The organism is Acinetobacter sp. YH12098 (genome assembly GCF_013419235.1).
GTDB lineage: Bacteria > Pseudomonadota > Gammaproteobacteria > Pseudomonadales > Moraxellaceae > Acinetobacter > Acinetobacter amyesii.
Genome location: NZ_VPAO01000014.1, coordinates 31,889 through 44,679 on the forward strand (window position 1 = coordinate 31,889; position 12,791 = coordinate 44,679).

Here is a 12,791-nt window from a genome sequence, read left to right on the forward strand (position 1 = left end):
TATTTTTTGCACTCGATTAAGCGTAAATTTCTAAGAAGTTTTTAAAGATTTGATGACCATGTTCACTAAGAATTGATTCAGGGTGAAACTGCACGCCTTCGACAGGCAATGTCTTATGTTTAACGCCCATGATTTCTTCCATCGTGCCATCTTCTTCATTGGTCCAGCAGGTCACTTCTAAACATTCAGGCAAAGTCGCTTGATCAATCACCAAAGAGTGATAACGCGTTGCGGAAAATGGAGAAGGGAGGTTGCTGAAAATACCTTGATCGCTGTGATACATGTCAGATAAACGACCGTGCATCACTTTTTTAGCGCGAATAATATCGCCGCCAAAAGCTTGTCCTATGGCTTGGTGGCCTAAACACACACCCAGTAAAGGAATTTTTCCCGCAAAGTGTTGAATCGCAGGAATTGAAATACCTGCTTCACTTGGCGAACAAGGGCCAGGACCAATGACTAAATACTTCGGTTGCCATCGCTCGATATCTTCCAATGTCACGGCATCGTTACGTACAACTTTTACTTCCTGATTTAACTCGCCAAAATATTGGACGATGTTGTAGGTAAAAGAGTCATAATTGTCGATCATTAGAAGCATTTTGGATGTAAACCTCTGATTTTTATTGTGGTAATAATTAATTAATATAATTGTTACTCACAATGTTACTCACATTAGAATTTTTGCTTAAATTTAGCGCAATTAAAAAAGCCGCTAATTTAAGCGGCTACTTTATCAGAGTTTGAGGGTTGTGTGACAACTTCATTTACATAGCTATTCAGCCAGTAACTTAGTTTTCCATCCTTATTCGGTTTTTGAATCACACCATCATTAATACGAGAATAAAGAGAGGGGATTGAGATATTTAATCGTTGGGAAAACTCTCTCACATTTACTCGACGCTCATCCTTTTTTTGAATAGCTTTTTTTAGCTCTTGCATTTCATTAAAGATAGCTTGAAGCAATTCATGTTCAGCATTAGATTTCATCAAGACACCTCCAATCTTTTACCAGCTTTGATTTCCGCATCATTGGCATGAGAAAACCATTTTTTGGGATAACAATAGCCCTTGCCTTTCTTGCACTTCACAACAATATTTTTCCCTATTGTTGTTTCGTATTTAAAAATCCTTGTTTCCTTATCATTGCATCTTGAAACAACATTATCACCTTCTTCAAAAATATTATGCTGGCGGCGGTATTCTAGAAGCTGTCTATCTAATTCTTGATAGTACGCTAGCGTTATATCGCAGCTTCCAAGTCTAATTTTAGCCTTCTCATACCCACCCAACTGCTCAATTAGATTCATGACACCTCCTTCAAACTTTCCATCACATTTCTAGGCAACCCACTCAAATAACAACTAAACAAGTGATATAGCTCATCCGCATTCATTTCATTTACTTCGATCATTCCGCCTGTGCCATTCACTACACGCTGACGAGACCAACCACGCATATTGAAAGTAAACTCATTGTCGTAATCGACTGCATTCACAATTGCATTAAACAATCCAATTTCTTGCGCATCCCAATTTTCAAAGTAGGGCATATCTTTTGAAGTTAAGTTGTCAATTTGGAGTTGGGCGAATTGAGGTTTTGTTAATTGAATTTCAGTCATTTCACACCACCAAATACTTGACGCAATGCTGCGACTACTTGCTTGACTTCTTCTTCTGTTTGCCACCAGTAAAGAGGGTTTTCATCAGACTCATCAAGAATAATCTTCGAGTATTCACATGGTTCAAGGCTATTCAAAACAAACATAAATGTGTGTGGTTTGTAATTAGTTCCACAGGCAGGCACCTCAATCCCATTAATCATGATTGTTTGAGGTTTTAGGCGAAGCTTACAATCTATCAAAGCAGATATAACAACAAACTCTTTATCTATCAAATTCCACTTGTTGTCGTCCTCAAGATATTCAACATCCTCACCATTCTCCAACGCAATTAACGCATCTTTACCACTGATTAGATTAGTCATTGGCTAGCTCCTGTGGTTTCGGCGGTTCAGGCAACATTCCCCAGTGACTAATCAAGTCCTGAATAAGCGCTTCGCCTTCAACTGGATCTGAAAATCCAAAAGGTGATTGCCAGTCAGCAGTAATTTGCTCGCCGCTGATAAATATTTGATAGCGACCATCAATACGCGGTGACTGCTTTGTGTAGTCAATCCATTCCGGCACCGCTTGGGCTTTGGCTTCCTCCTTACTAACCGTACCCATTTCAATAAAATCGGCTTCATAAAGTCTTTTAACTTCAGCCGAAAACTCCTTAAAACCAAACTCAAAAGTCTGCACACCGCGACCAAGGCGCTTTTCAACATCAGCATGAAAGTCTGAAAATTCACCGCACAAAATGCCAGTAAAGCCTGAAATTATTACTGCCTGTTCTTTTGTTAATTTCTGAATATCCATCACGCCACCTTATAGAAGCGCTTGGCTTCTTCAAAATCAGAAGTAATTAACTCAGCATCATCTTTGTAGCAGTGCACGATTTCACCATACATAAAAGCTTGTTCAGCCTGCTGCATGTTTTTGCACTGATACATTGGCTCTTTAAACCAGTCTTCTGTGTAAAACATTTGTTCCTGGTGTTCTTTAGCTGTGCCTTCCCATTCTTGAACCTGAAAGTATTCATCAAATGATTCGATCATAAACTGATTGCCTTCAGCCTTAGTCATAGCTCTGTAGCGAGCCAAAGCACGTTCAGCAATTTCTTTTGATGCGGCAGGTGACTGCTCATGAGGACTATCATCTTCAGGGCAGATTCCTACGCACCACAATTTGTCATCTTCCATCACGCCACCTTCATTATTTGATTAGCCACAACACGCGCTAAATTTTCATTTGTTTCATCTGATATAGCAGGGCTGCGCAAGTGCATTTCATATTCATCAAATAGCGCTTGGCACGCCGCATTGCCCGTTAAATCATTTTTTACAAACACATAGCTCAAAGCCTTACGTGTGCCTTTACCGCTAAAAGTGCAACTACCATCTGCAAGGACTTTCTTCACATAACCGAGCTTCTCTAACCAAATTTTGAAGCCGTCGGCATGTTTATTTTTGATTCTGAAAATCATGCTGCCACCTCATACTCTGCATTCAGTTCAGCTATTGCCTTATCAACAACAATATTGAAATTAATGACTGCTTGTTCAACACCTGCAATGTCCAAATCTTTTGCAAATACCCGAATAATCACAATTTGCAGATGCTCAGGCAGGCGAGGGTCAAAGCTAATAAAGTCACACCATTTACGACGAGTACACGCCAATTGCCAAGTAATCTGCGGGATGTATTCCGCAGGCACTTCTTTAGTGAGTAACGTGTTCAAATGAGTTGTTGTAGCAGGGCACTTAACCTCAATTTGACCATCTAAATTAATTAATCCATCAGGCGATGCACCGCTTGATTTAATGACCGGATGATCAATTAACCCTGTGCCTTTAACAAAATTACCTGTCTCATTTTCATAAGCGGAAATCGCATTTTCTTCCTGATCAATACCCCATTGCATTGCTTTTGAGGTTGGAGTTTCCTCCTGAACGCCAGTAATGCGCTCAGAAAGAATTGTTAATGTTAGGGCATTGTATTTCTTACCTTTAACTGGTTTTGCGCCAATATCTTTAATGCGGCTTGCAGTCACTTTGCCGCAGCGATCTGCAAACCAACCTTCACTACGCTGGAGAATGGTCATAAGTTTCTCCTTGGCGTGCTAAAGCTTGATCAGCTAGTTCAGCGATTTGCTTTAAGTTTGCTGAGTGAGTGGTCCAAAAGATGCGCTTATATTCACCTTTTAACAAACCCATATATGCAGACTGTAATCTTTCTGAACCATATTGAGCTTCGTTCTGAAAATGAGGCAAATTCTCAGCTTCAAACGCTAGGTACTCAGCATTGTTTTCAGCAGGACTTACATCCATCATTGGCGCGTAATCCTGCAATTCATCCTCTGAATAAACACCCAAAATCACATCAGGAAAGTGTAGGCGGGCTAATTTTTTTGTCGCAAGGTATGCAATTTGTTGCTTTGGGTCATTCACCCATAAAGGTGAGTTGCGAACACTCCCAACCTGAGCAAATGACACATCAAGTACACGTGGATTTGAGTCACCCTTAATAGTTACCCATGTGCGGACGCCGATGTCATGAGCCTTGCAAGTCTTACCATCTACCTTTGACCAGTCACCATACCATTCGTAATCAGGACGACCAACAATAGGTCCCTTAGAGATAATGACCGCATTAATTAACTGAGCTTCATAACCGAGATTTCCGTTCACAATATGGGTTTTTTGAGCCACTGCAAAAGGATTCATATCCCACTGCATAGCTTGCATGGTTACCGCTAGACAATCACCAGGTTGTCCCTGTAAATGTTTTGGCACAGTGATAGTTGCTTTACTCATAAAGTCCGCAAAAGACACCATGTTTTGCATCGCCACTGGATCAAGCACAAGGTTTGAAGTTTGTGAATTTACTGGCAATACTGGATTTGTTTGAGCTACTGCATTCATATTCTTATTCCTTAAAATTTGATCGATACGTGAGGAACTAAGCCTTTATTGATTGCGTTCAGAATGGCTTTACCTTGATCAACATTCACACTAAGATCAGTCAGACCTTTAAGCGCTTCACTACAGATTTGCTTTTTGTGAGCCACATCAGCTTCACGCGCTTCAGCTGCTTTACGTTCAGCCTCAGCTTGTGCAAATTGTTCAGCTTCAATGCGTTTACGTTCAGTTTCAGCAGCTTGTTGAGCTCGTAACTCCGCAGCTTCTTTTTCAGCTTTAAGTCTAGCTTCACGCTGTTCTGCTTCACGTTTTTCACGCTCCACACGCTCAGCTTCAAAACGTGCTTTTTCTTCTGCTTCACGTGTCGCTTTCTCAGCAGCTTCACGGGCAATTTGAGCTTCATGTTCGCGCTGTAAACGAGCCTGTTCAGCTTGGCGTAAACGCTCCAATTCAGCCTGCTCAGCTTCAAGCTTTTCACGGTCTGCTAACGCTTTGCGCAATACTTCCAGTGTTTCAAATTTGGCAAGCTTGGCTTGTTCTTCGTATTCTTCAAACGTGTAATCCACATCAAAATTTTCTAGATGCTCAATGCGATTTGCGATGTAAGAGGAGTCAAGAGTGCTGAGTTCTTGCAAGTGCTCTTTGATAACCAAAATCGCATTTTCATGCTTTGCCACACGATCTTTTTCAGCTTGTTCCCAAGCATCACGAGGTGCCAAGATTTCATTGCGTAGCTCATCAAACTTCTTAACAGTTGCAATGCGGTCATCATCAATAAGCTTGATTTGAGCCTTTTGCTCGGCAACCAATTCCTTGCCACACTTCTCAATAAAAGTCTTGGATTTGCTAATTTTTAGAGCGAGTGAGCCAATCTGATCTCGTCCTTTTTTAGTGGTCACATCAGGCACATGTGAACGCGCTTCTTGAGCAATGCGCTCGAATAATTCAGCAGTACCGCCTGGTGTGCGAAATGCAGATACAACAATGTTTTGATCCGCGATTTCTAATTCAAATTTCGCATTCATCCGTAAATCTCCTCCGCAATATCTTCCGCAACGTAATTAGCTTGCTGTTCAGATTCCTTTAAAAACTGCTCTTCACACCAATCCACAATCAACACATTCAACGCACGTAACTGCTCAGGAAGTAAGACAAATTCATTGCCTTCTTTAGTTGCCACAGCATCAGTTTTCATTACAGTTACCAGTGTGTTTTCAATTGCTTTAAAAGCAGGGATATCAATTTCATGGCAGTTTTGTGGATCTGAATCACCAACTGCAAAACCTTGTGTGCATTCAAGTAATGGCATACTGCATTCGATTGACGCATCACTGATAAAATCGAAGCGATACTGAAGCGTGAATTCAACCTTGCCATCTTGAATAGCAATGTCTTCAACCACTTCAAAATCAGGGAAGACAGGGGCAAGGATTAAAGTATTAGTTTTGATGTTCATGCTGGAACCTCCATTTTTACCAACCAAAAACCATGACCATCTTCAATCTTTGAAAAACCCTTAAATTTAGTGCCAGTCAATGGAGACACGCCAACATCGATAAGCGGAAGCAGGTTAGTAATTAGCTTGTGAAAAGTGTCTACATCCATTCCATATTTGTCACAAAGAGCAGCATCAACATCGTCATAATCTGCATCTTCACTCAGACTGCACACATGGCAGGCCAACTCATAAGCATCGATACTCACTTCACACCCCCAGCAATCGCAGCGTTAATCTTTTGAATATCCACCTGATCAATGTATGCATTTACTTCTACACCATCTTTAGTGACGCTCATTGGTTCCATATAGCGAATTGACTCACCATCAAGCCCATATTCAACAAATACTTCGTAATCACCGATAGTGATTAGCGCAGGGCATTGTTCAGCACAAAATTTAAGTTTTTGCTTAAGCTTTACTTCGCCTGTAACGACAACTTGATTGTCATCAATCGGTGCGGTAGTGGAGGCAGGTGATATTGAAAATGCACCAATAATGAATGCTGCAAGTGCAATAGCACCACCAGCAAACTTGATTTGTTTCTTGTTACTATCCATAATAGACCCCGTAGTTCACGCCCCGCATCCGCCAAGATTGTTCGGGGCTTTTTTTGTGTTTACGAGGTTAATAATGAACTAATAGTTCACATTAGTAAAGTACCAAAAGTACATTTATGTGAACTTTTTGTTCACATTATTAATTTTTAAGAAATTATAGATAACAAAAAACCCGCGCTTGGCGGGTATATGATTTTGTTTGCTGCTCTAATTATTAAAAAAATATCTTCTTGCTGGCTTAAATGTGCCAACGTATTTACCAACAAGCACACAATCATCTTTCAATTGAATGACCTGTTCGCTCCAGTTTGGATTTAATGGCTTTAAGTAATACCCATCCGTTTCAGCAATTAATGCCTTGAAAGTGGCTTCTGTACCACATCTGACCACAACCATTTCACCAGTGTGAATGTCTGCTAATGCCCAGTCTGGGTCAATGCAAATTTTTTCACCTTCTTCAAAATAAGGCGCATTGCTTAGTCCACGAACTTCTAAATAAAAACTTCTCTTTCCTGCTCCTGGTACCAATGGGAGCATTTCACATTCTTGTATATTCACTGATTCCATGTCTGTCCAACTACCAGCCTGTACCCAAGATAGTAAAGGTGCATATCCAACTGTTTCAACAGAGTTGGTATCAACGCTGCTTTCTATGCGTCCAATTATGTCGCTTCCTTCACCAGTAAGTAACCATTGAATTGATTTATTCAGCCATTTTGACAACTCAGCAACTTTTTCAGTTTCAGGAATTGCTTCGCCTTTAATCCATTTCCCTGCGCCTTTTGGAGTCACTCCAAAACGTTTTGCTAATTCTGTGGCACGTCCACGCTCAGGCATACCAATATCATCCAGCGATTTATTAAGCCTTTCCGCAAATTCCATACGGTAATCAGTCATAGCATTTTCCTTGTGTACTACAAGTTCATAATAAAAGTTCTTGTAAGAATTATCAGTTCCCTATATAGTTGAACTAGAAGTTCACATTAGAGGTGTAAAATGAACTTAAAGTCATATATTGATGATGCAGGAGGTGTTTACACAGTAGCTGCATGGATCAACTTAAGCCCACGGTCTTTATACAAATGGATTTCGCGTGATGAGCTTCCGAATACTGAATATTCGGGTCGCACCAAGTACGCAGAAATCATCGAAATAAACACAAAGGGCAGAGTTAAAAAATCGCAACTTTTGGAGGCTGGTCGTCCAAAGGTGCGCGAAGTTGCATAACAAACAGACTTAAGAGGTCTTTCCACAATGGGAGTAGACGATATGCAAGAAGCATTGGATTTAGGTTTTCTTGATGTGCATGGGAAAAAGACCGATTCAACATCAGTCCGCATGACACATGAAGCATTGCAGGCGATTGATGCACTGGCAGCAATGGACGACATAAAGCGTTCAGAGTGGATTCGGGATGCAGCCATTGAGAAGCTCCTGAAGTTCAAGAAACAACATGAGTATCTCAGCAGAGCATTCGGTAATACCACGAATACGGTGAATACATCATCCACAAATAAAGAAAGCCCAGTAGCGCGAACTACTGAGCCTGACGTTCAATAAGGAGTCTAGTCAATATGAACATGCCAATTTTACCACAGTTCGGAAGTTCTGAACAGAAAATGTCAAGCAAAGACTTACTTGATTTGATTAATCAGGTTCGCACTCAATTCAACGAAAAACCAGTTCGATTGAATGATTTTAATAATCGAGTGGCTGATGAGCTTGATGGTGATAACTACGAAACTTTCGTAGTTCAGAATTTCAACAATACAGAGTCGGTTGTTTTTGAATTAACAATCGATCAATGCATATTGATCGGTATGCGCGAATCGAAAGGTGTTCGCAAGAATGTATTGGCAATTTTAAAAGAAAAGCAAAAGCCTTTCGACATCACAAACCCAGCACATCTACTCCAAGCAATTGAAGTTCAAGCCAAGCTTAATATTGAGCTTACTCAAAAAGTCGCAATCCTCGAACCAAAAGCAAAAGGCCTAGATCGCATTGCTGACTGCACCAATGTTTTAGGGATTCGTGAGGCCGCTAAAGTTCTCAAGGTTGGTCAAAACCAATTAACGCAATACCTACTGGACCACAAAGTCGTATATCGCGACAACTATTCAAAAATTCAGGCTTATCAGAAGTCCATTGATCAAAAGCTTGTGCATGTTGTGACTTCTGCACCTCGATTGTTTGAATCAGGTGAGAAGGTTTTTACGCAAGTTAAGTTAACTCAAAAGCTAATCACTCGTATTGCGAAATGGTTAGAGCAGGGAGTAGCCGCATGAGTGCAGTAAAAAAACACGAGGACAACATTGTCCAATTCAACAAAGGTAAAAAAATGGCTGACAAGTTTGAAAAAGGCTATGTCATGTCTAGTCGATTATATCGCCAAGAGGTTCGTCCATTTTTAAGTGATGCGGCAAAGAATGTGTATGCGGAGCTTGAGGATCGTATAAACGGCTTTAAGGACAAGGTGACTGACCATGTTAGCTACTCTCAATTGCAAGGCGGAAAGCTACCAGGCTCAAAAAAACTAAGCACAAAAACAGTGAGTAACGGTCTTAAAGAGCTCCTTAATTTAGGTGTGATTTCTATTGTTAGCGAGAACAGTCGAAAGGGTAATGAGTACCAGATTAATGAGGTTTCATTGGTCGAGCACTTCACTAAAGAAAGTACCACTTTACCTAGTAAAGCACTTCCATTAGTAAAGGGCACTACTTTACCTAGTAAAGCGGTAACCACTTTACCTAGTAAAGACACAATAGAATTAATTTATAGAACTATATCTATAGAATTATTAATTAAGTCGCTTCGCTCTAAAAAACCTTTGGAAGCCAATTTTTACAGTTACCCAATCTTTGTAAAACAGAAAAAAGCAAAAGCCGAAGCTGAACGCAAAGACAAGGCTCGTAAATTATCTTATGACGAAGTTATTAAGTTAACCGCATCAACCTTTGCGAAACTCTGTGATTTCTCTCTTTGGGAGCAATACGTTTCTAGTCGCTCAATGACAGCAAAAACCAAACTGACCAAAAATGCTCTAAATGCGATTTACAAAGATTTCCAGAAATGGGGATTTGATGGCAGCAACGAGTCTTTGAAAACTTCAATCACTGGAAACTACCAAGGCTTATTTGAGCCAAAGCAAACCAAGCAGACTGCAGCAACCGTCTACCAGTCGTCTGCAGCAAAAAACAGTAAGACCATGAATGACCATGATGCATTTTTCGCAAAGTATGGCATCGGATCTGAACAGCAGGAAATCATTGATGTGAATCCTGTGTTTGCTGCAGTTACTTGGGAGGGCGAGCAATGAGCATTTTTACAACTGAACACGCGGCTCGCCTGATGAACAAGATGAAGGCGTTTTATGGCAAGAAGTACGCTGAACAGTGGGGTGATATTCCTGCTGCAGATATTGCGGATGCAATGGTTGAATGTCTGCAAGGGTTGAGCCAAGAGGATTTTAAGCGCGGTTATATGCGGATGCAGCGCTCAACTTTCTGCCCAACCATCCCTGAATTCCGTTCTTGGTGCGAGCCAAAGACCGATGACTGGCTCGGCTCACATGAAGCATGGGCGATTGCTGAAAAGTCGATTGGTTTTGATGGTCAGGAATTAACAGTGATCTGGACTGAACAAATGGCTCAAGCATTCAGTCGTTGTGAAGACTTGGTTAAGACTGGTGATAAATACCAACGCGCTGAGGCGAAGAAAATCTTTTGTGATGCGTATGACCGCCTTGTGATTCAAGCCAAAGATCAGGGCTTAAAGCCGATTTATGTAGCTTCGCTGGGTACAGACAAAGATCAGGCGATTGCTGCTATCAAGCAAGCTGAGGTTGATGGTTTCTTACCAGCACCTGAAGCAAAGGCTTTACTTGAACACAAACAGACCAAAGCTGAGATCCAGAGTGAAGCATTGAAGTATAAGACTGTAGCTCAAGAAGCTTTAGCAAAAATCAAAGACTTAATTAAGCCAAATGTAAACAAGATGACAGAGGAAGTGAAAGAGCCTCAGCCTTGGGAATCTTACGAGATGCAGCACGTTGATCCGTTTGACAACTTTGATGAATACAAAGCGGCTTTGCAGGCTGAGCAAAAACCATTGCCGAATGCGGTGCGTTTTATGGATAAGCAAGTAGGAGGTGGGGTGTGACCAGACTCGAATACTTATCACAGTTCAGTAATGCGGTGCTTAGTCCTGAATTGAATTGCGATCCAAATAACATGCTTCAGGCAAAGTCTGCGGGTAGAGCGATGTTTGAAACTTTGGCTGTGACGCAAGTTGGTCAAGAAGAAAAAGAATTTCGAAAAATGTGGTGTAAGGAGCAGCTTGGGTTGATTGGTGAATTTGGCGCGGTGTTAGGAGGTGGGGCGTGAAGAATAAAACCGAAGTAAATCAAATTGTGGTTTTTGAGCGCGTTATTGCGGTTTTGCAAGCCATTCAAACTACGCCAGTCGCATCAACTTCTGAATTGAGAGAACAAGTATTGCCTGATTTAAGTCTGAGAAGCGCGCAAAGGTACTTAAAAGGCTTAGAGCGTGCAGGATATGTGCGTCGAGTGTTGGGTGGTCATTGTGATGATTCGCGATATTTTTTAACAGAAAAGGCAAAACAGCTATTTGGGGTGAAGGGATGAAAAAGCGCAATAAGAAATATAACCCGAACAAGCCAGTCAATCTGTATCGAAATGAATTAGCTAAAACTTATGAGCTTTGGTCATCGCTTGATGATGTTGAATTAACCGAAGCATCAGACAGATTAAAAGCTGCTGGTGTGTCAAAAAAAACAGATTATCGAGGGTATGTATGAGTATTTCGATGGTGATCTTGTTGTGCCAATTTTGTGGGATTTGATGGTGGACGACACTGCGTTTTTTGTGGGTATGGACTCGTATTACTACCACAAGGACGACCCAGTAGACATTCAAACGTCAGCAGTGCAGTTTGATGTTCCTTCCATGACATACGATCAATTCAAGCTTGGTGGCAGTGGTGCAAAAGTGCCGGATGAGCACGGTTTTAAACGCAGATGGAAAGGCTTGGAGAAAGAAACTGATGATGTGCATAAGCCATTTTTAGATAAGGTTTACAAGTTGTTTAAGTGCATGTGCTACATGAAAGCAGATGTGAAATTTAAAGACTTTCAGTCTTACAACAAGTTTAAAGCAGAGCGTGTGAATCGCGGGATGCGCAGGAAATATCGTTTACAGGAGTTAGTAGCATGAGCTTAACAATCGAACAAATGCGGGAAATTGTGGCGGGTGCGCCTGATGGTTGCGATACCTATGAGACAGATACACATGTATTTGATTTGGATGAGTTGAGGGCTGCCATCGCAGACCACGACCGCACTGACCATGTGAGTGATATCCGCAATCATATAGCGCCGACGACGAGGGTGATTGAGGGATGATTGGACAAAAACACGATAAGCAAAAGCCGAGAATGTCATTGCTTCCAAAAGGCTCTCTAAACGCTGTAATTCGAGTTTTGGAGTTTGGCGCTACCAAGTATCAGGAAAACAACTGGAAGCATGTTCCTGACGCTAAGGTGCGATATTACGATGCAATGCAACGCCACATAGACGCTTGGTGGCATGGTGAGCAGAAAGACCCCGAAACAGGAGAGCATCATTTAGCTCATGCGATTTGTTGCGGGATGTTCCTGTGGTGGTTTGATGACATGGACACCAAGGTTATGGCTGGTCAGGGATTTGCGGCAAAGTTTGTTCGCAAGGGTGATTTAGAAAAAATAGAAAATTGCTTACACATATCAACTTCGATGTTCCATGACGATAAAGCTGAATGCTTTGGGTGTGGTGCAGTTGTAAATCATGAGCGGAAAGTTATTGGTGTGAAGCGAGGTGATAGTGACTAAATACAACAACAAGAAGGTGGTGCTTAACGGCATCACTTTCGATAGTCAGAAAGAAGCGAGACGTTATCGGGATTTGTCACTGTTGGAGCGTGCAGGGGAAATCAAGAACTTAGAACTGCAAAAGGCATTCATTTTGGCTGAGGCGGTAAAGTTTGAAAGTGAGCCAAGACGCAAGCCAGCAGTGAAGTATGTCGCAGATTTTGTTTATCAAGAAAAAGGGCAACTGGTCGTTGAGGATGTCAAAAGCAAAATGACGCGGAATTTGCCAGTTTACCGCTTGAAAAAGCACTTGATGAAATCGGTTCATGGTTTAGAGATTAGAGAGATTTAGG

Annotated in this window: 27 protein-coding genes; 12 read left to right on the forward strand and 15 right to left on the reverse strand. The window is 41.4% G+C overall.

The window, feature by feature from the left end:
- Positions 1 to 16: 16 nt before the first annotated feature.
- The 15 genes from FTU38_RS05935 to FTU38_RS06005 form a co-directional block, all read right to left on the reverse strand.
- Positions 17 to 601 (reverse strand): aminodeoxychorismate/anthranilate synthase component II, encoded by a 585-nt coding sequence (locus FTU38_RS05935; protein WP_078190263.1) that lies wholly within the window; start codon positions 599 to 601, stop codon positions 17 to 19.
- Between the two features lie 119 nt (positions 602 to 720).
- Complete coding sequence (locus FTU38_RS05940; protein WP_078191966.1) at positions 721 to 990, reverse strand: hypothetical protein; 270 nt, start codon at positions 988 to 990, stop codon at positions 721 to 723.
- A complete protein-coding gene (locus FTU38_RS05945; protein WP_180110745.1) occupies positions 990 to 1,310 on the reverse strand; it encodes a hypothetical protein in 321 nt (106 codons plus the stop codon). The genes FTU38_RS05940 and FTU38_RS05945 overlap by 1 nt, the downstream gene beginning before the upstream one ends.
- Positions 1,307 to 1,621 (reverse strand): hypothetical protein, encoded by a 315-nt coding sequence (locus FTU38_RS05950; protein WP_180048701.1) that lies wholly within the window; start codon positions 1,619 to 1,621, stop codon positions 1,307 to 1,309. The genes FTU38_RS05945 and FTU38_RS05950 overlap by 4 nt, the downstream gene beginning before the upstream one ends.
- A complete protein-coding gene (locus tag FTU38_RS05955; RefSeq protein ID WP_180110746.1) occupies positions 1,618 to 1,986 on the reverse strand; it encodes a hypothetical protein in 369 nt (122 codons plus the stop codon). The genes FTU38_RS05950 and FTU38_RS05955 overlap by 4 nt, the downstream gene beginning before the upstream one ends.
- Positions 1,979 to 2,419 (reverse strand): hypothetical protein, encoded by a 441-nt coding sequence (locus FTU38_RS16750; protein ID WP_218954698.1) that lies wholly within the window; start codon positions 2,417 to 2,419, stop codon positions 1,979 to 1,981. The genes FTU38_RS05955 and FTU38_RS16750 overlap by 8 nt, the downstream gene beginning before the upstream one ends.
- A complete protein-coding gene (locus FTU38_RS05965) occupies positions 2,419 to 2,802 on the reverse strand; it encodes a hypothetical protein (RefSeq protein WP_180110747.1) in 384 nt (127 codons plus the stop codon). The genes FTU38_RS16750 and FTU38_RS05965 overlap by 1 nt, the downstream gene beginning before the upstream one ends.
- The gene (locus FTU38_RS05970) at positions 2,802 to 3,086 is read right to left on the reverse strand and encodes a hypothetical protein (RefSeq protein ID WP_257225682.1); all 285 of its coding nucleotides are present in this window, start codon (positions 3,084 to 3,086) and stop codon (positions 2,802 to 2,804) included. Before FTU38_RS05970 ends, FTU38_RS05965 begins: the two co-directional genes overlap by 1 nt.
- Entirely contained in the window at positions 3,083 to 3,703 is a 621-nt protein-coding gene (locus tag FTU38_RS05975) for a lambda exonuclease family protein (RefSeq protein WP_180110748.1), read from the reverse strand. Before FTU38_RS05975 ends, FTU38_RS05970 begins: the two co-directional genes overlap by 4 nt.
- Positions 3,684 to 4,523 carry a RecT family recombinase gene (locus tag FTU38_RS05980; protein WP_180110749.1) on the reverse strand — a complete coding sequence of 280 codons (840 nt, stop codon included), beginning with the start codon at positions 4,521 to 4,523 and terminating at the stop codon, positions 3,684 to 3,686. The genes FTU38_RS05975 and FTU38_RS05980 overlap by 20 nt, the downstream gene beginning before the upstream one ends.
- A gap of 11 nt (positions 4,524 to 4,534) precedes the next feature.
- Positions 4,535 to 5,545, reverse strand: a complete 1,011-nt coding sequence (locus FTU38_RS05985) for a hypothetical protein (protein ID WP_180110750.1) — start codon at positions 5,543 to 5,545, stop codon at positions 4,535 to 4,537.
- Positions 5,542 to 5,976, reverse strand: coding sequence for a hypothetical protein (locus tag FTU38_RS05990; RefSeq protein ID WP_180110751.1), 435 nt, complete (start codon positions 5,974 to 5,976; stop codon positions 5,542 to 5,544). The genes FTU38_RS05985 and FTU38_RS05990 overlap by 4 nt, the downstream gene beginning before the upstream one ends.
- Positions 5,973 to 6,224 carry a hypothetical protein gene (locus tag FTU38_RS05995; protein ID WP_180110752.1) on the reverse strand — a complete coding sequence of 84 codons (252 nt, stop codon included), beginning with the start codon at positions 6,222 to 6,224 and terminating at the stop codon, positions 5,973 to 5,975. The genes FTU38_RS05990 and FTU38_RS05995 overlap by 4 nt, the downstream gene beginning before the upstream one ends.
- Positions 6,221 to 6,577, reverse strand: a complete 357-nt coding sequence (locus FTU38_RS06000) for a hypothetical protein (RefSeq protein ID WP_180110753.1) — start codon at positions 6,575 to 6,577, stop codon at positions 6,221 to 6,223. Before FTU38_RS06000 ends, FTU38_RS05995 begins: the two co-directional genes overlap by 4 nt.
- Positions 6,578 to 6,784: 207 nt before the next feature.
- The gene (locus FTU38_RS06005) at positions 6,785 to 7,474 is read right to left on the reverse strand and encodes a LexA family transcriptional regulator (protein ID WP_180110754.1); all 690 of its coding nucleotides are present in this window, start codon (positions 7,472 to 7,474) and stop codon (positions 6,785 to 6,787) included.
- 99 nt (positions 7,475 to 7,573) lie between these two features.
- Here FTU38_RS06005 and FTU38_RS06010 point away from each other — a divergent pair, with 99 nt between their 5' ends.
- Genes FTU38_RS06010 through FTU38_RS06060 form a run of 12 tightly spaced genes read left to right on the forward strand, consistent with a single transcriptional unit; the run spans position 7,574 to position 12,790 of the window.
- A complete protein-coding gene (locus FTU38_RS06010) occupies positions 7,574 to 7,804 on the forward strand; it encodes a hypothetical protein (RefSeq protein ID WP_180110755.1) in 231 nt (76 codons plus the stop codon).
- Between the two features lie 42 nt (positions 7,805 to 7,846).
- On the forward strand, positions 7,847 to 8,137 hold the full coding sequence (locus tag FTU38_RS06015) for a hypothetical protein (RefSeq protein ID WP_180110756.1): 291 nt from the start codon (positions 7,847 to 7,849) through the stop codon (positions 8,135 to 8,137).
- 14 nt (positions 8,138 to 8,151) lie between these two features.
- Entirely contained in the window at positions 8,152 to 8,862 is a 711-nt protein-coding gene (locus FTU38_RS06020) for a phage antirepressor KilAC domain-containing protein (RefSeq protein ID WP_180110757.1), read from the forward strand.
- On the forward strand, positions 8,859 to 9,893 hold the full coding sequence (locus tag FTU38_RS06025; protein ID WP_257225683.1) for a hypothetical protein: 1,035 nt from the start codon (positions 8,859 to 8,861) through the stop codon (positions 9,891 to 9,893). Before FTU38_RS06020 ends, FTU38_RS06025 begins: the two co-directional genes overlap by 4 nt.
- On the forward strand, positions 9,890 to 10,735 hold the full coding sequence (locus tag FTU38_RS06030) for a hypothetical protein (RefSeq protein ID WP_180110758.1): 846 nt from the start codon (positions 9,890 to 9,892) through the stop codon (positions 10,733 to 10,735). The genes FTU38_RS06025 and FTU38_RS06030 overlap by 4 nt, the downstream gene beginning before the upstream one ends.
- Entirely contained in the window at positions 10,732 to 10,959 is a 228-nt protein-coding gene (locus FTU38_RS06035) for a hypothetical protein (protein ID WP_180110759.1), read from the forward strand. The genes FTU38_RS06030 and FTU38_RS06035 overlap by 4 nt, the downstream gene beginning before the upstream one ends.
- Positions 10,956 to 11,219: a winged helix-turn-helix domain-containing protein gene (locus tag FTU38_RS06040; protein WP_180110760.1), complete on the forward strand. Its 264-nt coding sequence runs from the start codon at positions 10,956 to 10,958 to the stop codon at positions 11,217 to 11,219. Before FTU38_RS06035 ends, FTU38_RS06040 begins: the two co-directional genes overlap by 4 nt.
- Positions 11,216 to 11,392, forward strand: a complete 177-nt coding sequence (locus tag FTU38_RS16825) for a hypothetical protein (protein ID WP_257225684.1) — start codon at positions 11,216 to 11,218, stop codon at positions 11,390 to 11,392. Before FTU38_RS06040 ends, FTU38_RS16825 begins: the two co-directional genes overlap by 4 nt.
- The gene (locus FTU38_RS06045; RefSeq protein WP_257225685.1) at positions 11,385 to 11,807 is read left to right on the forward strand and encodes a hypothetical protein; all 423 of its coding nucleotides are present in this window, start codon (positions 11,385 to 11,387) and stop codon (positions 11,805 to 11,807) included. Before FTU38_RS16825 ends, FTU38_RS06045 begins: the two co-directional genes overlap by 8 nt.
- Positions 11,804 to 11,995, forward strand: a complete 192-nt coding sequence (locus FTU38_RS06050; RefSeq protein ID WP_180110761.1) for a hypothetical protein — start codon at positions 11,804 to 11,806, stop codon at positions 11,993 to 11,995. Before FTU38_RS06045 ends, FTU38_RS06050 begins: the two co-directional genes overlap by 4 nt.
- A complete protein-coding gene (locus FTU38_RS06055; RefSeq protein WP_180110762.1) occupies positions 11,992 to 12,459 on the forward strand; it encodes a dATP/dGTP diphosphohydrolase domain-containing protein in 468 nt (155 codons plus the stop codon). The genes FTU38_RS06050 and FTU38_RS06055 overlap by 4 nt, the downstream gene beginning before the upstream one ends.
- Positions 12,452 to 12,790 (forward strand): DUF1064 domain-containing protein, encoded by a 339-nt coding sequence (locus FTU38_RS06060; protein ID WP_180110763.1) that lies wholly within the window; start codon positions 12,452 to 12,454, stop codon positions 12,788 to 12,790. The genes FTU38_RS06055 and FTU38_RS06060 overlap by 8 nt, the downstream gene beginning before the upstream one ends.
- Position 12,791: the final 1 nt, after the last annotated feature.